The sequence below is a fragment of the Parasedimentitalea denitrificans genome, from assembly GCF_011813015.1.
In the GTDB taxonomy this organism is placed as follows: Bacteria; Pseudomonadota; Alphaproteobacteria; order Rhodobacterales; family Rhodobacteraceae; genus Parasedimentitalea; species Parasedimentitalea denitrificans.
Map to the genome: position 1 here is coordinate 50,389 of NZ_QHLQ01000007.1, position 17,951 is coordinate 68,339.

Annotated in this window: 13 protein-coding genes; 8 read left to right on the top strand and 5 right to left on the bottom strand. The window is 54.9% G+C overall.

Annotated features, from left to right (window positions below; all coding sequences use genetic code 11):
• Window positions 1-118: 118 nt before the first annotated feature.
• From xdhA to DL239_RS09055, 7 genes are all read left to right on the top strand, one after another.
• Complete coding sequence (gene xdhA, locus DL239_RS09025; protein WP_167683680.1) at window positions 119-1,498, top strand: xanthine dehydrogenase small subunit; 1,380 nt, start codon at window positions 119-121, stop codon at window positions 1,496-1,498.
• Window positions 1,495-3,846, top strand: coding sequence for a xanthine dehydrogenase molybdopterin binding subunit (gene xdhB, locus DL239_RS09030; RefSeq protein ID WP_240931820.1), 2,352 nt, complete (start codon window positions 1,495-1,497; stop codon window positions 3,844-3,846). Before xdhA ends, xdhB begins: the two co-directional genes overlap by 4 nt.
• A complete protein-coding gene (xdhC, locus tag DL239_RS09035; protein ID WP_167683681.1) occupies window positions 3,836-4,780 on the top strand; it encodes a xanthine dehydrogenase accessory protein XdhC in 945 nt (314 codons plus the stop codon). Before xdhB ends, xdhC begins: the two co-directional genes overlap by 11 nt.
• Window positions 4,777-6,294 carry an ABC transporter ATP-binding protein gene (locus tag DL239_RS09040; protein ID WP_167683682.1) on the top strand — a complete coding sequence of 506 codons (1,518 nt, stop codon included), beginning with the start codon at window positions 4,777-4,779 and terminating at the stop codon, window positions 6,292-6,294. The genes xdhC and DL239_RS09040 overlap by 4 nt, the downstream gene beginning before the upstream one ends.
• Window positions 6,295-6,360: 66 nt before the next feature.
• Window positions 6,361-7,443, top strand: coding sequence for an ABC transporter permease (locus DL239_RS09045; RefSeq protein WP_167683683.1), 1,083 nt, complete (start codon window positions 6,361-6,363; stop codon window positions 7,441-7,443).
• Window position 7,444: 1 nt separating this feature from the next.
• The gene (locus DL239_RS09050; protein WP_167683684.1) at window positions 7,445-8,365 is read left to right on the top strand and encodes an ABC transporter permease; all 921 of its coding nucleotides are present in this window, start codon (window positions 7,445-7,447) and stop codon (window positions 8,363-8,365) included.
• A gap of 68 nt (window positions 8,366-8,433) precedes the next feature.
• A complete protein-coding gene (locus DL239_RS09055) occupies window positions 8,434-9,507 on the top strand; it encodes a BMP family ABC transporter substrate-binding protein (RefSeq protein WP_167683685.1) in 1,074 nt (357 codons plus the stop codon).
• A 159-nt stretch (window positions 9,508-9,666) separates the two neighbouring features.
• Here the strand turns inward: DL239_RS09055 and DL239_RS09060 are convergent, their stop codons facing one another.
• Window positions 9,667-10,308 carry a hypothetical protein gene (locus DL239_RS09060; protein ID WP_206188405.1) on the bottom strand — a complete coding sequence of 214 codons (642 nt, stop codon included), beginning with the start codon at window positions 10,306-10,308 and terminating at the stop codon, window positions 9,667-9,669.
• Between the two features lie 391 nt (window positions 10,309-10,699).
• Window positions 10,700-13,288: a CHASE3 domain-containing protein gene (locus DL239_RS09065; protein WP_167683687.1), complete on the bottom strand. Its 2,589-nt coding sequence runs from the start codon at window positions 13,286-13,288 to the stop codon at window positions 10,700-10,702.
• A gap of 438 nt (window positions 13,289-13,726) precedes the next feature.
• Between DL239_RS09065 and DL239_RS09070 the strand changes: the two genes are divergently transcribed.
• Window positions 13,727-15,124: an MATE family efflux transporter gene (locus DL239_RS09070; protein WP_167683688.1), complete on the top strand. Its 1,398-nt coding sequence runs from the start codon at window positions 13,727-13,729 to the stop codon at window positions 15,122-15,124.
• 59 nt (window positions 15,125-15,183) lie between these two features.
• Here DL239_RS09070 and DL239_RS09075 read toward each other — a convergent pair whose 3' ends face one another.
• The 3 genes from DL239_RS09075 to DL239_RS09085 form a co-directional block, all read right to left on the bottom strand.
• On the bottom strand, window positions 15,184-15,969 hold the full coding sequence (locus DL239_RS09075) for an alpha/beta hydrolase (RefSeq protein WP_167683689.1): 786 nt from the start codon (window positions 15,967-15,969) through the stop codon (window positions 15,184-15,186).
• 201 nt (window positions 15,970-16,170) lie between these two features.
• Window positions 16,171-17,406, bottom strand: coding sequence for an HlyD family secretion protein (locus tag DL239_RS09080; protein ID WP_167683690.1), 1,236 nt, complete (start codon window positions 17,404-17,406; stop codon window positions 16,171-16,173).
• Window positions 17,399-17,851, bottom strand: a complete 453-nt coding sequence (locus tag DL239_RS09085) for a hypothetical protein (protein ID WP_206188406.1) — start codon at window positions 17,849-17,851, stop codon at window positions 17,399-17,401. The genes DL239_RS09080 and DL239_RS09085 overlap by 8 nt, the downstream gene beginning before the upstream one ends.
• Between the last annotated feature and the right edge of the window lie 100 nt (window positions 17,852-17,951).

Here is a 17,951-nt window from a genome sequence, read left to right on the forward strand (position 1 = left end):
AGACCAAGGGCCTGCTTTCTAGGCTGTCATCAGCAAGCGATAATGCCCGCCTTTTCTTCTACGTCGCATCGAAGGAAGGCAACATTGGCACAATAATGTAACGCGACGGGTTTCTACAATGGACATCACCTTTCATCTCAATGGTGAAGAGGTCACGCTTTCGGGCGTTTCGCCCACAGCCACATTGCTGGACTGGCTGCGTGAAGACCGGCTCATGACCGGCACCAAAGAGGGCTGCAACGAAGGCGATTGTGGCGCCTGTTCGGTGATGGTGACAGACGACCGTGGCTCAAAAGCGTTAAACGCATGCCTGTTATTCATGCCGCAATTGAACGGTAAATCCATTCGCACTGTCGAAGGTGTCAGCAGCCCAGATGGCACGTTGCACCCGGTGCAGCAGGCGATGATTACCCATCACGGCTCGCAATGCGGGTTCTGCACCCCCGGTTTTGTGATGTCTATGGTCACCGCGCACAAGAACGGTGCCACAGACCACGACGTGCAGCTCGCCGGTAATCTGTGCCGCTGCACAGGCTATGCCCCAATCATCCGCGCCGCCGAGGCGGTTGAGGATCAACCAGTTCCAACTTGGATTACAGAGGAACCGCAACTGCGTGAACCTGTGCCCACTGCGCAGAACCACTCCCCTTATGCGCCCCGCTCAAGCGATGAGCTGGCGGCAATCTATGAGAAGACCCCTCAGGCAGTGCTGGTAGCCGGAGCTACTGATGTGGCGCTGTGGGTGACAAAGGGATTGCGCGATCTGGAAGACGTCATTTTCCTGGATGGCTGCACTGATCTGAAGCAGGTCGAGATCACGGATGATGAGGTCTGGTTCGGTGCAATGGTGGATATGAACACCATGCGCGACGCGATTGCCCCCCTACATCCGTCTTACGGCGAAATGATCCGTCGTTATGCCAGCCAACAGGTGCGCGCCGCTGCCACTGTGGGCGGCAACATCGCCAATGGCTCCCCCATCGGGGATAACCCGCCAGCGCTGATCGCGCTAGGCGCTACGTTACATCTTCGCCAGGGCGGCAATCGTCGTTCGCTGCCTCTAGAGGACTTCTTTGTCGACTATGGCAAACAAGATCGTCAGCCCGGCGAGTTTGTTGAGGCGGTGAGCTTTGCCCGCCAAGAGGACACTCTGCGGTGCTACAAGCTGTCGAAACGATTTGACCAAGATATTTCAGCCGTGTTGGGCGCCTTTAACGTCACCACAAAAGATGGTGTTGTCACAGAGGCCCGCATTGCGTTCGGCGGCATGGCCGCAACGCCAAAACGCGCCTCACATGTAGAGGCAGCGTTGGTGGGCCAGCCTTGGACGCGAGAGACGATCAGCGCAGCGCAGGCTGAATTTGACAAGGATTTTACCCCGATGACCGACATGCGGGCGTCAGACCTGTACCGGCTAGAAAGCGCCCGTAACCTGTTGGCACGGTACTACGCCGAACTAAACGGCGAAACGGTCTCGGTGCTGGAGGTGGTGCTATGAGCAACATGTCAAAAACCAATTCCGGCCCTGTGGCCAAGCCCCTGCCCCACGATGCCGCCAAGCTGCATGTGACGGGCACTGCCCGTTATGTAGATGACATCCCGGTGCCCGCTGGCTGCCTGCATCTTGCCTTTGGGGTATCGACTATTGCCAAGGGGCAGATCACGTCGATGAATCTGGATGCCGTTCGCGCCAGTGATGGCGTTGTGATGGTAATGGCAGCGCAGGATTTGCCGTTCACCAACGACGTCTCGCCCTCAATCCATGATGAACCACTGCTGTCAGATGGCAGCGTTCACTATGTGGGCCAACCGTTGTTTTTGGTCGTTGCCAACAGCCATCGCGCTGCTCGGGTTGCGGCGCGCAAGGGGAAGATCGAATACGCTGAGGAAACCCCAATTCTGACGGTGGATCAGGCATTGCAGGCCGACAGCCGGTTTGAAGATGGCCCACGGATCTATCAAAAAGGCGATGCTGCGGCGGTGATCGACGCTGCGGCCCGTACCGTCGAAGGCGAGATGGAACTGGGTGGGCAAGAGCATTTCTACCTTGAAGGCCAAGCCGCACTGACGCTGCCCCAAGAAGGTGGCGACATGCTGGTGACCAGTTCGACCCAGCACCCAACCGAAATCCAGCATAAGGTGGCCGAGGCAATTGGTTTGCCGATGCACGCCGTCCGGGTTGAGATCCGCCGCATGGGTGGCGGTTTTGGCGGTAAGGAAAGCCAGGGCAACGCGCTGGCGGTGTCCTGTGCAGTGGCCGCCCGCGCCACCGGCAAACCCTGCAAAATGCGCTATGACCGCGACGACGACATGGTGATCACCGGTAAACGGCACGACTTCCGCATTTCCTACCGAGCCGGGTTTGGCGATGATGGCGTGCTGCAAGGGGTTGAGTTCACCCATCTGGTGCGTTGTGGATGGGCTCAGGATCTGTCGCTGCCCGTGGCCGATCGCGCCATGCTGCACTCCGACAATGCTTATTCCATTCCAGCGATCCGCATTGAGAGCCATCGGTTGAAAACCAACACCCAGAGCGCCACCGCCTATCGTGGGTTTGGTGGCCCACAGGGGATGGTTGGGATCGAACGAGTGATGGACCACATTGCCCATGATCTGGGGCTGGACCCTGTCAAAGTGCGGCAGGCCAACTACTATGATGCGCCGCCGTCCGGAGGCTCTGCCCCACAAGGGATTTCAGACAAAAAGAAAGACAATACCACGCCCTATGGCATGGAGGTCAGCGACTTTGAACTACACGGGATGACCGAGCGGTTGCTGGAGAGCTCAGACTATGAGGCGCGCCGGGCGGAGATTGCGGAATGGAACAAGGGCCAAGACCACCTGAAACGCGGCATCGGGTTTTCACCGGTGAAGTTCGGGATCTCCTTTACCCTGACCCACCTTAATCAGGCGGGCGCGCTGGTGCATGTCTATCAGGATGGATCCATCCATCTGAACCATGGTGGCACCGAAATGGGTCAGGGATTGTTCCAGAAGGTGGCACAGGTGGCTGCGTCGCGGTTTGGGGTTGGCATGGATTTGGTGAAAATCACTGCCACCGATACCGCCAAGGTGCCTAACACTTCTGCCACGGCTGCGTCTTCTGGGTCAGACCTGAATGGCATGGCGGTAAAGGCTGCTTGTGACACCATCCGCGACCGCATGGCAGAGTTTCTGGCGCAGCGCCATCAGTGTGACGTGGGATCGGTTCGCTTTGAGAGTGGTCAGATCTATGTTGGCGAAGATGTGCTGACGTTTGAGGAAGCTGCCTCGCAGTGTTATCAGGGCCGGATCAGCCTTTCGGCAACTGGGTTCTACAAGACGCCCAAGGTGGAATGGGACCGGATCAAGGGTCAGGGTCGCCCGTTCTTCTACTTTGCCTATGGCGCCTCGGTGACCGAGGTGGTGGTGGACCAGCTAACCGGAGAAAACCGAATTCTGCGCAGTGATATTCTTCACGATGCCGGAGCCTCGCTAAACCCGGATCTGGACATTGGCCAGGTCGAGGGAGGCTATGTACAGGGGGCTGGCTGGCTGACGACTGAGGAACTGGTGTGGGACGGCAAGGGACGGTTAAGCACCCATGCGCCGTCGACCTACAAGATCCCAGCCTGTTCAGATCGCCCGGATGAGTTCAACGTTGAACTGTGGAGCGGCGAGAACCGCGAAGATAGCATCTATCGCTCTAAGGCAGTGGGAGAGCCGCCATTCATGCTGGGCATTTCAACCTATCTGGCGTTGAGCCACGCGGTGTCGCAGTTTGGCGATGCCTATCCGGCACTGGATGCCCCGGCCACCGCAGAGCAGCTCTGGTCTGCCATTCGGAGGGTCCGGGATGGGGTTTGATCTGGAAGGGTTGACGGCTGCCGTTGAGGCACGTGGTCGCGTAACGCGTGTGGTCATCGCCGATATCCGCGGGTCATCCCCGCGTGAGGTTGGGGCGGCGATGTTGGTCTGGAAAGACGGCCAGTCCGGCACCATTGGTGGTGGCACTTTGGAGTTTGAAGCGGCGATTGCAGCCCGCAAACAAGTACAAGGCACCGTTCTAGGCAGTCATGCGCTTGGTCCCGATCTGGGCCAGTGCTGCGGCGGTGTGGTGACGTTGTTGAGTGAGGTGTATGACGCCTCCCGACTGGCGGCGCTGGATGACGAGATCGTACTGCGGCCAGTCAAAACGGGGGCTGACGGGGCGACACCACTGGCAGTGAAACGTTTGCTGGCAAACGCGCGTGGTCAGGGGCTGCGTCCGCAGCCACAGTTGGTTGACGGTTGGATGGTTGAACCGGTGCATCACCCCGAGGTGCCTTTGTGGATCTGGGGAGCTGGTCACGTTGGCCGTGCCTTGGTTGACGTTCTGTCCCCCCTGCCCGACTTTTCGATCACCTGGGTTGACACAGCGGCCGAACGGTTTCCAAGCGACATACCAAAGGGCGTGACATCTGTTCCAGCAGTGGACCCAGCACTTTTGGTCCCTCATGCGCCTGTAAAGGCTCAACATTTGGTACTTACCTATTCCCATACTCTGGATCTGGCCTTATGCCATTCCTTGCTCGGTCATGGTTTTGCCTTTGCTGGGCTGATCGGGTCCGCAACCAAATGGGCGCGGTTTCGATCGCGGTTGGCAGCATTGGGGCACAGCGCCGAGCAGATCAGCCGCATTACCTGCCCAATTGGTGATCCAGCCCTGGGCAAACACCCGCAGATGATTGCGGTCGGCGTTGCGGCACAATTGCTGCGGCGAGACATGGCAAAAGAGATGAAAAAGGATCATAGCGCGTGAGTGTCCCATTGCTGAGCCTTCAAGGGCTGACTAAAGCCTATCCCGGTGTCGTGGCCAATGACACGGTTTCTTTCGACATTGGCGAGGGAGAAGTCCACGCGTTGCTGGGCGAAAATGGCGCTGGCAAATCGACGTTGGTGAAAATGATCTACGGGTTGGTGAAACCCGACAGTGGCCAAATGCTGTTGCGCGGTGCGCCGTTTGCTCCGGCGGAACCCAGAGCGGCACGCGGCGATGGTATCGCCATGGTATTCCAGCATTTTTCACTGTTTGACGCGCTAAACGTTGCTGAAAACATTGCTTTGGGCATGGAAAACCCACCCGCGATGAAGGACCTGGCGTCGCGTATCCGCGATGTATCAGAGGCCTATGGCCTGCCGCTTGACCCGTTTCGCACCGTTGGGAACCTGTCAGCCGGTGAACGTCAGCGGGTCGAAATCATTCGCTGCCTGCTGCAAGATCCGAAATTGCTGATCATGGACGAACCGACCTCGGTTCTGACCCCGCAGGAGGTGGATATCCTATTTCAGACACTGCAGAAACTGCGCTCTGAGGGTACATCGATCCTGTATATCAGCCACAAGCTGGAAGAGATCCGTACCTTATGTGATCACGCGACCATTCTGCGGTTAGGCAAAAACGTTGGCGAATGCACGCCAGCCGATACCACCGCCCGTGAGATGGCTGAACTGATGGTTGGGTCAACACTGCACACGCCTGAACGCGCTGGGAGTGAGTTTGGTGATGTTGCACTGAACATTTCAGGGCTGTCGGTGCCTGCGCCGTCTGCCTTTGGGACTGCATTGAAGAATGTACACCTGACAGTGCGCAAAGGTGAGGTCTTGGGCATTGGCGGTGTTGCCGGCAATGGTCAGGATGAGCTACTGAATGTGTTGTCCGGCGAAACCACCACGCAAGCGGATGCGGTCAAGCTCGGCGGTGAGGCAATTGGCCACTTAGGACCAGTGGAACGCCGTCGTTTGGGGATTTTGGCCGCGCCAGAAGAGCGGCTGGGCCATGCCGCAGTACCAGACATGAGCCTGACTGAAAACGCCATGTTGACCGGCGCAGTGCGCCAAGGGTTGGAAAACAACGGTTTCTTGAATTGGCGCGCCGCAACAACATTTGCCGAAGACGTTATCAAGGCATTTGATGTGCGAACACCGGGCCCGGACAACGCGGCGCGATCGCTGTCTGGGGGCAACCTGCAGAAGTTCGTAATCGGCCGCGAGGTTTTGCAGGATCCTGATGTTTTGGTCGTGAACCAACCGACCTGGGGGGTTGATGCGGCAGCGGCTGCGGATATTCGCCAATCGCTGCTGGATTTGGCCGCCAAAGGAGCTGCAGTGATCTGCATCAGCCAGGATCTGGATGAGCTAATGGAAATCTCGGACAATTTTGCCGCCCTGAACGAAGGTCGGTTGAGTGCTCCGCGTGCAGCCACAGGGCTAACGGTGGATGAAATCGGTCTGATGCTGGGCGGGGCCCATGGCATGGAGGTGGCGCATGTTTGAGCTGGCGCGTCACAGGTTCGCCTTCGGCGAGAGTATTTTAAGCAAAAAGAAGCAAGGGGCCGCGACATGATCAGGCTTGAGAAAAGGCCGCAGCCGTCGCGCGCCTGGTCGCTGGCGACGCCGCTGGTGGCGGTGCTGGCAACGATGCTGTTCGGCGGGCTGTTGTTTGCAGTGCTGGGCAAGGACCCGGTTGAGGCAATCCGGACCATTTTCTGGGATCCGCTATTTGGCGAGTATGCCTTTTACTTTCGCCCACAGTTGCTGGTCAAAGGCGCACCGCTGGTGTTGATTGCCATTGGTTTGAGCCTTGGGTTCAAGGCTGGCATCTGGAACATTGGCGCCGAGGGTCAGTATATCATGGGGGCCATCGTTGGTGCCGCTGTTGGGCTGGCCTTTTATCCTTATGAGGCCTGGTACATTTTCCCACTGATGGTGATTGCTGGCGCCTTGGGTGGTTGGGCCTGGGCGATGATCCCTGCCTTCTTGAAGGTGCGTTTTGGCACCAACGAGATTTTGGTGTCGCTGATGCTGGTTTATATCGCAGAACAGCTGCTGGCCTCGGCTTCGCTACGCTTCTTGAAGAATCCCGAAGGAATGGGGTTTCCGGGATCACGCAACCTGCAAAGCTATGAGAGTGCGTTCAACGCCGACCTGATCGAGGGAACCGGCATGCACTGGGGTGTGGTTGCAGCCCTGATCGCAGTGATCTTTGCCTATGTGCTGCTGACCCGACATATGATTGGGTTTCACATCCGCCTGACCGGCGAGGCACCGCGGGCTGCAAAATTTGCTGGCGTCAAACCGGCACGGCTGATCCTGTTGTGTCTGGGCATTTCCGGCGCACTGGCTGGATTGGCTGGCCTGTTCGAGGTTTCAGGACCGGCTGGGCAAGTCAGCATCGATTTCAACGTCGGCTACGGCTTTACCGCGATCATCGTAGCCTTTCTGGGTCGATTGCATCCTTTCGGCATTCTGTTAGCCGGTGGCCTAATGGCGCTGACCTATATTGGTGGCGACATCGCCCAGTCAAATCTGGGCCTGCCTGCCGCCGCGATCCAAGTGTTCCAGGGTATGTTGCTGTTTTTCCTGCTGGCACTGGACCTTTTGACAAATTTCCGCGTGACCCTACGCAAAGTGGAGGTGGCGTGAAATGGACTTGAGCGCAATTAATCCCGTCCTGCTGATCGCCTCGCTAATGGTGGCAGCTACCCCGATCCTGTTGGCCGCTATCGGCGAACTGGTGGTAGAAAAATCCGGCGTTCTGAACCTGGGCGTTGAGGGTATGATGATCATCGGCGCGGTCAGTGGTTTTGCCACGGCCGTGGAAAGTGGCTCGCCTTGGCTAGGGTTCATCGCCTCGGCCCTAGCTGGTGCGGTGTTTTCACTGTTGTTTGTCCTGCTGACTCAGGTGGCAAAGGCAAATCAGGTTGCATCCGGGCTGGCGTTGACGTTGTCCGGGCTGGGTCTGTCGGCACTGCTGGGGCAAAGCTATGTGGGCATTAAGCCGCCACAGATGGGCATGCTGGACATTCCATTGTTAACCGATCTGCCCGTCGTCGGACCAATCCTGTTTGGCCATGACCCGATCCTGTATCTTGGTCTTGCACTTACGGCAGCAGTCTGGGCCTTGCTGAAATTCACCCGTGCTGGCCTGATTTTGCGGGCTGTCGGCGAAAACCACGAGGCGGCGCACGCATTGGGGTACAAGGTGATCCGCATCCGTGTTCTGGCAATCATGTTCGGCGGCGCCTGTGCGGGCCTTGGCGGGGCCTATATCAGCCTGATCCGAGTGCCACAGTGGACCGAAGGCATGACAGCTGGTGTCGGCTGGATTGCCCTTGCCCTAGTGGTGTTTGCCAGCTGGAAACCATGGCGTGCCCTACTAGGTGCCTATCTTTTTGGCGGAGTGACGGTTGTGCAGCTGAATCTGCAGGCAGCAGGCGTTGCCATTCCTGTCGAATATCTGGCAATGTCACCCTATGTGATTACAATCGTTGTACTTGTCATTCTTTCCGCTGACAAAAGCAGCGCACCGGCCGCTTTGGGTCGCAATTTCCACGCCTCCCGATAACTCCGGGCGGCGCACTATCCTGCCCCTGTTACCGGGGGCCAAACAGAAACCAACTGGGGGAAACCTTTATGAAACTGACTACTCTTCTGACCAGCGCCGCCATGGCCCTGGGCCTGGCTACAGGCGCTGTTGCGGCTGACAAAACCAAAGTGGGCTTTGTCTATGTAGGCCCCGTCGGCGATGGCGGCTGGACCTATGAACACGATCAGGGCCGCAAGGCGGTGGTTGAGGCGTTTGGCGACAAGGTTGAAACCGTCTACGTCGAGAACGTGGCCGAGGGACCAGATTCTGAGCGTGTAATGACTCAGATGGCACTGGAAGGCGCTGACCTGATTTTCACCACCTCGTTTGGCTACATGGATCCAACCATCAACGTCGCCAAAAAGTTCCCGAATGTACGGTTTGAGCACGCCACCGGTTATAAAACCGCACCAAACGTGTCGACCTATTCGGCTCGTTTCTACGAAGGTCGCGCCGTTCAGGGTACCATTGCTGGCAACATGACCGAGAGCAACATCATCGGTTACATCGGCTCTTACCCGATCCCCGAAGTTATCCGTGGCATCAACTCTGCCTATATCCACGCCAAGAAAGTTAACCCTGACGTTCAGTTCAAAATCGTTTGGGCGTTCACTTGGTTCGACCCGGCCAAGGAAGCTGACGCTGCCAAGGTTCTGATCGAACAGGGCGCTGACGTGATCCTGCAGCATACAGACTCGACCGCGCCACAGGCAGCCGCTCAGGCCGCTGGCAACGTCATCACCTTTGGTCAGGCATCTGACATGGCTGAGTACGGTCCTAAGCCACGCGTATCGTCGATCATCGATGACTGGGGCCCATACTACGTAGCTCGCACACAGGCTGTCATGGACGGTTCCTGGGAATCCGTGATGACCTGGGACGGCATCGGCGCTGGCATGGTTGGTATCGGCGAGATCTCAGACGCGGTTCCGGCTGACGTCAAAGAAGCGGCCCTGACCATGAAAGCCGCACTGGCAGACGGTTCCTACCACGCCTTTACCGGCCCAATTAACAAGCAGGACGGTTCTGCTTGGTTGGCCGACGGCGAAACTGCTGATGACGGCACACTGGCTGGCATGAACTTCTTTGTCGAAGGCATCGAAGGCGACATCCCGCAGTAAGCGGATCGTTTGTGAGATATAGAAAGGCCCGTCTTTTTGGCGGGCCTTTTTTGTTGGGGGGCCGGTTGGGCAAATCAATCAGGACAGTCGACCTTCAGATAGCCAAACCCTGCATTCAATAGCGCTTTATCTCAGATATTTGAGACAAAGTTCAACTCGTCAATATTGTATCGCCGTTTCAATACTCAACCGTGCTCGCCCCCATACTAAGCATTTCTCCAATCCGCCGCATTTCTCGGGCAATTTCCCTTGATTGAGCCCATGGACAATTAATGATTGTTCAAAAGAGACACGGAAGGTCCCTGAGGAGTTCTGTACCGTCCCGTCGCGCGTGCTTGAGACCACTTCGTTGACAAGAAGTTCTACCTTTTTGCCAGATGGTGTCACCAATTGCTCCAAGGCAGTCTCAGCCTGCTCTGGATTGGATAACTCTGCTTCAATCTGGCAAAATTGGAATGGTTCGGATTCCCCGGCGCTGTTAGCACCATGCCACAAGATTATTGAATTTCCAGAAGCTGCTGAAATATTTCTGTTCCTATTTGAAAACCGCCAGAAATCTTTCTCGATATCGTCACTCGGTTCCTCAACGATGGAGTAACCCGTTCTTTTGAAAGCGACGACAATTGCCTCATTGTCCGGAAAGTGAGGCAGGCAAGTTTGGTTGAAGGCTGAAACAAGACTCGCGGCCTCGACAGTTCCTGTCGGCTGCATAACGATTCGCGGTTTTTCTTCTTCAAATGGCTGGGGCTCACATGCTGCCAGAAAAAATAGCGTTAGACCCAAGAATAAAGAACGCACCATCATTACTCCTGGCTACATTAGTTCGCCTGAACAATCTAACGTAGTTCGCTGCTGGCAGGTTACACTTATTTTATCGCGAAAATATCGCATAGTTTTATTTTGCGGAGATGGTGTTCGCAAAGCAATAAGATCTGCTCTTGGTATTCTATTACGTAGAGCCGTCATTTGTACGAGCGCAGCGAACGGCCCCTCACCGACCTCCTCGGACAAATCAAGTGCTCGCTTAATCAAGATCACCCCAAACACCAGTGCCTGACTTTGGGGAGGCGTGAAGCGCCTTCGTCGTGCTTAAAACACGCATGAGGCATGGCGGGTAGGTCAGGCGCAGGTGTGACACTTGTTAGGTTCTGCCTTTAGTCACAGCTCGTACCACATTCCAACATTTAGCATGTTATTGTGCGACGGCCCGCGATAGTTCACTTCCCCTCGAAAGAGCGGAGTGCCCACCAGCACCATCACGCTCTGACCACAGCGAGATCACCTCTAACAAGTCCGCTTTCCTAACGGGTTTGCTAAGATAATCGTCCATTCCGTTATCGATGAACTTCTCTCTGTCTCCAGCCATCGCGTTTGCGGTCAACGCGATAATCGGGCAGCCCGACAATCCGTGTTCGGCCTCATAGAAACGGATCTCTTTGGTTGCCTCTAGCCCGGTCAATTTGGGCATCGAAATATCCATAAATACAAGTTCCGGATGATGGGCCACGAACTTCTGCACTGCATCGCTGCCATCCTCAGCAAAGATAATTTCAGTATCGAGTTGCTTTAACATCTTCTCAAGCACCAGCCTGTTGGTACGGTTGTCATCTGCAACCAAAATCTTTCTAGGAGGAGAATTCGCATCATCAACTTGAACCAAGTCCTGCTTGATTATGGCGGCGACCTCGGGATCTTCGTCTTGGGAAAACAGCTCTATGTTTCTCGCCATTTTCAAACAGCATCTAAAGGTGAAGGTTGAGCCTTTATCCACTTCGGATTGAACCACGATGTCTCCGCCCATCAAGCGCGACAGATCAGACGCAATTGCTAGCCCCAGCCCGGTACCACCAAATTTGCGACTTTCGCCGCCATTCGCTTGCGCAAACCTTTCAAAGATATGCCGTAACTTGTCATCCGGAATACCGACGCCCGTGTCATGAACAGCAATTTCTAGTGCAACGCTACCCTGTGCCGTTGTGCCAGAAATATCTACTGTCACACTGCCCTCTGGCGTGAATTTCTCGGCGTTGCCAACCAGATTGGTAATGACTTGCCTGATGCGCCCCTCGTCCCCAATCAGGATCTTTGGCAGCCCGGCATCGTAGTTCATCACTAAATCGACATTCTTGTTTGATGCACGCCGTGACAGCAAATTAATAACACTTCGCACCAACCGTTCGAGATCAAAGCCTGCCTCATCCAACTCAACCTTTCCGGCCTCCAGCTTGGAAAAGTCCAGAATGTCATTGATGATCACCAACAGCGATTGGCCAGAATCTGAAATGGTCTGAACAAATAACTCTTGTTCCTCGTCCAGTTCAGTTTCCATAAGCAGCGACGTCATTCCCAATACGCCGTTCATGGGCGTTCGGATTTCATGGCTCATAATTGCAAGGAATTCGGACTTGGCCTTGATCCCAGCCTCGGCCGCAACGGTGCGTTCCTTTACAGCCACCTCAAGCGCTTTTTCACGGATCATGGATTCACGGAAAACGCCCAGTGCTCGTACCATCGCGCCAATTTCATCGCGGCGCTCTTGTCCTGTGATCGGATGCCCGGTTTCACCTTTTGCAAGGTGCGCCATGGATCGAGTAACCGACGTTATTGAATTGGCGATGCGCGAACCGATGAACCATGCCAAACTGGCCCCAAACATCAACGCTGCTATAACTGAAAGCGCGAGTGTTACTTTGGTGGCATAAACCATACGCTCGTTTTCCGAGCTGCGAACTTCCATCAGCTTGGCTTCTTCGGCAGTGAAGGCCGCCATGATCTCGCGAAACTGATCAAAAAACATCTTCCCACGGGCCTCGCCAACGAGAATTGCCATGTCGTCCATGGTCTTGGCCGTGCCAATTGTGCGACGCAGGTGCAATGCGGGTTCAACAATATTGGTGCGCCACTCTGTATTGAGGCGCTGAATCTCTTTAACTCGGACAACCTGTGTTCGATTGCCTTGAACCTCCGCAGCAAGTTTATTCACAAGTCGCCGAAAAGCCATTTGCCCCGCTTCATACGGTTCAAGGAACTCTGGATCGCCAGCGAGTAGGAAACCGCGCATACCGGTTTCCATGTCAACCGCCGCCGCGAGGGTGCCCTGTGCCATCTCGACCACATGGTGGCTCTCCTCTGCCAGCTGAGCTACTTTTTCGGTAATCTCTGCGCTGGTTGTCCCTTGGTCCCCTTGGCGTGAAACCGCCTCAATCCTCTGCTGCAGACGTGCCTCTTCTGCCTCTATGAAAACCCTAATTTGCAGGCGGAACGTATCAAAATAGAGCTTGCCTTCGCCCTTCCTGACCATCTTTGCCATTGTGTTCATTGTTGCAGCTGTATCGATTGCACGCCTCAGCCTGATTTGCTTTTCGGCAACCTCTGTTTGCCATTGCTTCAGAACATGCTCTGCCTCAAGCAACCTGACTACCTGATCCGGGGTGTCGCTGACCTGCTCTCTTAGCAGGGCCATGGATTCATAAACCTCATTAGAACCGTGTTCGTAGGGTTCCAAAAAGGTTTCCTTGCCCGCCAACAAATACCCGCGCATGCCGGTTTCCATATCCACAGCTGCAGAAATAATTGTCTGGGCATTTGCCATTGCCGCTTGCGTATTCAGCACCCATCGGGCGGTATCTGACATGCGGTTCAGATTCAGGCTGGCGACAACACCTATCCCGATCGTAAGAATAAGGGGGGCCGCAGCGACCATCAGCACTTTGGTTTTGGTACTCAAATTCGACAGCGAAATCAGCTTTTTCAAGCCCAAAGGGTGTTTTCCGTCAGGCATTGATGCAGATTCCTTTTCGGCCTCGGTGGCTTCACAGTGCATTAGAAACACTAACTTTTTCACTTACAGCCCCAAAAGGCTTCGCGCGTTCCACTCGCATATCAAACCTACAAATCATATGCATTTTCAAAACGATAATCAGTATGCATAATGCTTGCGTCAAATTTCAAACCCACATGCTCGATATATTTATTGAATTTTTTATCCCTACAGATCGCCAGTAGTTTCAGACTACAACTCATCAGATAAATAAGCACGGTTGACAGCCGGTCCCCATTCCAGCAACACACTCATACAGGGACTGAGCCCCTGCCGCTCGCGGGATTATCCCACGGTGAAGTCTCAATCACACAAACCAAGCCGACTTCCGTTTTTGCGGCCAGTTGAAATGCGAGCACCAGCCTGAAATCCGCACCTAAAAACTGAACGAGGTTTTTGATGTCTAAGAAAATACCCTCCGCATCTGTTGCGGGGCCGGTTCCCGACGGTCCGCCGACCAACAATATCTATCTATCCGGGTCGATCCTGCCGCTGTTTCTGAAAACCGCACTGCCAATTGTGTTGGTCATGACGGTGAACGGATTGTTCACAGTGGTCGATGCCTATTTCCTTGGGATTTACGTTGGCACGGATGCTGTCATATCAGTCACCCTGATGTTCCCGCTTTATATGATGCTAGTGGCGCTTTCGACCCTAGTATCCAATGGCTTTTCGTCCATCTACGCCCGTCGCATCGGGGCCGGTGATCATGCCGAGGCGCAGGTGATTTTTGGCAGCGCCTTGCAGCTGGCATTGCTGGTCTGTGCAGTGCTGATTGTTGGCTTTGCTGCAGTTGGATCACACCTGTCACTGTGGGTCGCAAACGGATCACAGATCCTTGCCGACCTAGGATGGGGTTATATGGCTATTTTGATCTTCTGTTCGCCGCTGGCCTTTGTACTGGCAATCAACATTGACGCCCTGCGCGCCGAGGGACAGCTGCCCGTGATGGCCGCTATTACCCTTATGGCAGCACTTTTAAACATCCTGTTCGATTGGCTGTTTGTGGTGAAAATGCATTGGGGGGTGAATGGATCAGCCTATGGCACTGTCCTGTCGCAGATCTGCGGCTTGGCCGCGATTCTGGTATACCGATCCCGGTCCCGTACAGGCCAACGCTGGTCGATGACAAAGCTGGTACATCGTTACTGGCTTGAACTGCTTGCTCTTGGGGCGCCTTCCAGCTTGGGATATATCGGCTTGTCGCTGTCGGCTGGCATCACATTATACAGTCTACAGGTTTGGGCAGGTGATCAGTTTGAGCCGATCAGCGGCGCCTTTGGCATCCTGACCCGATTGTTGACGTTCACGTTTCTACCCTTGCTGGGTCTTAGTTTTGCCTATCAGTCGATTGTCGGGAATAATTTCGGTGCAGGCCGCCTAGACCGAACCCGGATTGCTAACAAACTAGCTGTTACAATTGCCTTCGGTTATTGCATCATTGTGCAGGCGGCATATCTGACTTCCGCCCCTTGGCTGGGAGGAGTGTTTGTCGATGATGCGCAGATCCGAGCCGAACTGGCACGGATCCTGCCTATCGCCACCTTCACGACGTTTCTGTTTGGCCCGTTGATGATGATCGCCACTTACTTTCAGGCTATCGGAGACGCGGCGAGGGCTGCCGTCTTGGGGCTATCCCGAACCTATTGCTTCTCGATCCCACTGATCCTGGCGCTCCCCTATCTGATGGGAGAGCTAGGCATCTGGTATGCAGGAGTGATAGCCGAATGTCTGGTTCTGGTTCTTACCATCACGGTGTTGGCACGTTTACCTCGTGCTGAACCCTTAAAGGCTTAAATTAGGACGTCAGGCTTCAGTATTTGAGGCCTGGCAAATCTCATCGGTTCACCAACTCGCTATCCATCCACACAGTACTTAGCGAGCGTAGAATAGTGTTCCCCATCTTTGATCTTGTGCAGCTCACACTCACCAGGAATGGCATCGATCAGGGCTTCTGACATTTCCATCGGCGCCCAGCTGTCTTTGGTACCGTGCCACAGATCGACCGGGCATTTGATCTGTTCAAGTACCCCGGACCAGTCGCGCACATAGGCCTTGACGATCCGGCGATAGTCCCAGGGGTAGCGGCGATAACTGTTGTCCAGCGACTGTTTCATCGCCTGACGGAAAGAGGCTTCTTTCAGCAGTTCTTTTTCCTGCCAGCCGCTTTTGGCAAACAGGGACTTTATCAGAAAGCCGGGGAACATCCACAGGATCAGCCCTTGCAACATCGTCGCGCCCGCAAAGACCAAGGGCAGTTTTTCTGCCATTTTAAACACCGGGGCACCCGCCATTTGCGGTAGGAACTCCCCCATCTGCAACGGGGCTGCTGGAGATATCAGGCTCAACCTCTTTACCCGTTCAGGTCTGTTCGCTGCGATATGACAGGCCACCATAGCGCCGATGGAGAATCCGATAACGTAAACCGGCGCATCATTGTCCGGCACCATCTCGTCAAACTGGGCAGTCACGGTCTTCCCAAGCTCGCTCCCCACTTTTGTGGCTTCGAACAAATTCGGGGTTAGTAGCTTGGCCCCATTTGGCAATCCGTCGACAACCAGTTCAGCATCGGCTGGGCTGCCCGGAACCCCATGGCAAAAATAGTATATAGGCGCAGATGGCTCCCTGGTGATTGGGCGCATGGTGAATTCCTCAGCTGTATGATGCTTATAGCCTTGCTAAAATTTTGCTCAAACCGCAAGCCATTGTCTTACTGCTTTTTCCTTACGTTCCCTCCCATGGGGTTTCAGGGTCTCCAGCTAGAAGCTTAATCAGGGCATCTGGCAGCCCAAGCTAATTCTTGAGCTCCCAGATGCGTTTATCACCAATCGCGCAGGTCTGCGTCAGTGCCCCGAGAAGACCAGCGTCTGAACTGGCAGCATCAACATCTGAATCCGTAATAACAGCGCATGAACGATACCCACCGTATCAACCATATGCAGGAACAACCATTTACCGGTGCTCAGCTTCGGATCATCCAGCATGTCATGGTTATTGGTATAGGCATTGGCCAAGCATTTGCTGCCCGGCGGAATGTCATCAGCCTGCCCATCGTAAAGTGGCTCCAGAAACACGGTTAGCGTCCCCGGTCGGGCTGTGTCTTGCACATCGCGCAGGGAATCCGACGGTCGCATCTGACCGGCAGAAATGACATCCTGAACACCAATCACAACCATCGGAATAATGGTAAAGGGTTTCGACAAACAGCCCATCTCTGCATACATACCCGGCTTAATCACGTTTGCCGTCAACTGACCAAATCCGGCAGCAAAGCGTTCACGCTCAACAAATTCGGTTGGGACCAGAATACCAGCCGGACGCAGAATTGGATTGATGTAATCACCCTCTTGCAATTCAAACTGTTCAACCCGTCCCGGTACACTGGCACGAACTACGGTCTTGGCTAATTCGGCCTCGGCTTGTTTCAGGGCGGCCTCAGCACTTGCCATCTGAGCAGGGATCAGAACCGAGATATTCTCTTGAACCGACGCCTTGTTTGCTTCGGCAGCATCCAGTTCCGCCTCGCGTTTGTTGACCAAATTTTCCAACCGGTCGATCTCGGTCTGGCGCACGGCGCTAGAACCGCGTTCTTTCAGTTCCAGATTTCGGGCGAGATCATCCTTGGCCTGCTGCAGGGCGGCCTGGACCTGGGCAATACCGGCGTCCGCTGAGGCCAAATCGGTTGAGGCGACAGAAAGAGCGGCGACTGTTTCGTTTACCCTCGCCTCGGCGGTTCCAACGGCGGCAACCTGGCTGGCATCATCAAGACGGAAAATCACATCACCAGCCTCAACCAACTCATTGTTATCTGCCATTACTTCGACAACCCGACCGCTGGTTTCCGGCAGGATGGTCACGGTGCGAAAGAACGACCCCACATTGGTTGTGGCCGGATGGTAGTAAAAGATCGTTGTGATCAACGAGATGGTCAGGATGGCACAGGCGGTGATCCCCCAGCGCAATTCATACCAGACCGAAAACAGGTTTATCTCTTCGCCGATCCTTTTGCCCTGCGCGTAGCGGCGAAATAGGAAATCAGGCAGGACCGTCAGCATGGAACAGAAAAGGAGCTCAAGCATCTGTCTCTCCCTTTGTCTGCTGTTGTGCAACGTCTGATGTCGCGGCTGACCTAGGTTTATCAAGGCCAGCATTGCCCGATGCCAATTGCTCGCGTCGGTTCAACGAGTCCAGCGAGCGGGCAATAGATTGCAGCGGGGTCAGGAAATCCGGCATCCGGAACGCTGCAACAAGCAAAGCAATCACCCAGAACATGTTGTTATGAGTGAACAGCGCCAACAGGGCTAGAATGCCGATGACCTGCATTTGGGTGTGATTATCTTCATGCGCCATATGTTCGGGGATGGCGTGTAGTTTGAAATAAAATGCCCCGATCAAGAGCACCAGCAAGATGGTAAACACCACCATCCCAGTAAACAGCGGATCGCTGCCATCAGCGCCGGGTAAAAACCCGGGGATATGCCCGGTCGCCATGGCGTGTGTGGTGGCGGTAACGTCTAAAGACACAGCACTTCCTCCAAAAAAATCTAACTAGTTATTGCTTTGCAGTACCTTGGCATTAGATGCGCCGAAAAACAAAGGTGAATTTGCCACTATTCAGATTGTT

Coding starts and splice junctions, on each gene's coding strand:
- xdhA (WP_167683680.1), top strand. CDS start 119: ATGGACATCACCTTTCATCTCAATGGTGAAGAGGTCACGCTTTCGGGC.
- xdhB (WP_240931820.1), top strand. CDS start 1,495: ATGAGCAACATGTCAAAAACCAATTCCGGCCCTGTGGCCAAGCCCCTG.
- xdhC (WP_167683681.1), top strand. CDS start 3,836: ATGGGGTTTGATCTGGAAGGGTTGACGGCTGCCGTTGAGGCACGTGGT.
- DL239_RS09045 (WP_167683683.1), top strand. CDS start 6,361: ATGATCAGGCTTGAGAAAAGGCCGCAGCCGTCGCGCGCCTGGTCGCTG.
- DL239_RS09050 (WP_167683684.1), top strand. CDS start 7,445: ATGGACTTGAGCGCAATTAATCCCGTCCTGCTGATCGCCTCGCTAATG.
- DL239_RS09055 (WP_167683685.1), top strand. CDS start 8,434: ATGAAACTGACTACTCTTCTGACCAGCGCCGCCATGGCCCTGGGCCTG.
- DL239_RS09060 (WP_206188405.1), bottom strand. CDS start 10,308: ATGGTGCGTTCTTTATTCTTGGGTCTAACGCTATTTTTTCTGGCAGCA.
- DL239_RS09065 (WP_167683687.1), bottom strand. CDS start 13,288: ATGCCTGACGGAAAACACCCTTTGGGCTTGAAAAAGCTGATTTCGCTG.
- DL239_RS09070 (WP_167683688.1), top strand. CDS start 13,727: ATGTCTAAGAAAATACCCTCCGCATCTGTTGCGGGGCCGGTTCCCGAC.
- DL239_RS09075 (WP_167683689.1), bottom strand. CDS start 15,969: ATGCGCCCAATCACCAGGGAGCCATCTGCGCCTATATACTATTTTTGC.
- DL239_RS09080 (WP_167683690.1), bottom strand. CDS start 17,406: ATGCTTGAGCTCCTTTTCTGTTCCATGCTGACGGTCCTGCCTGATTTC.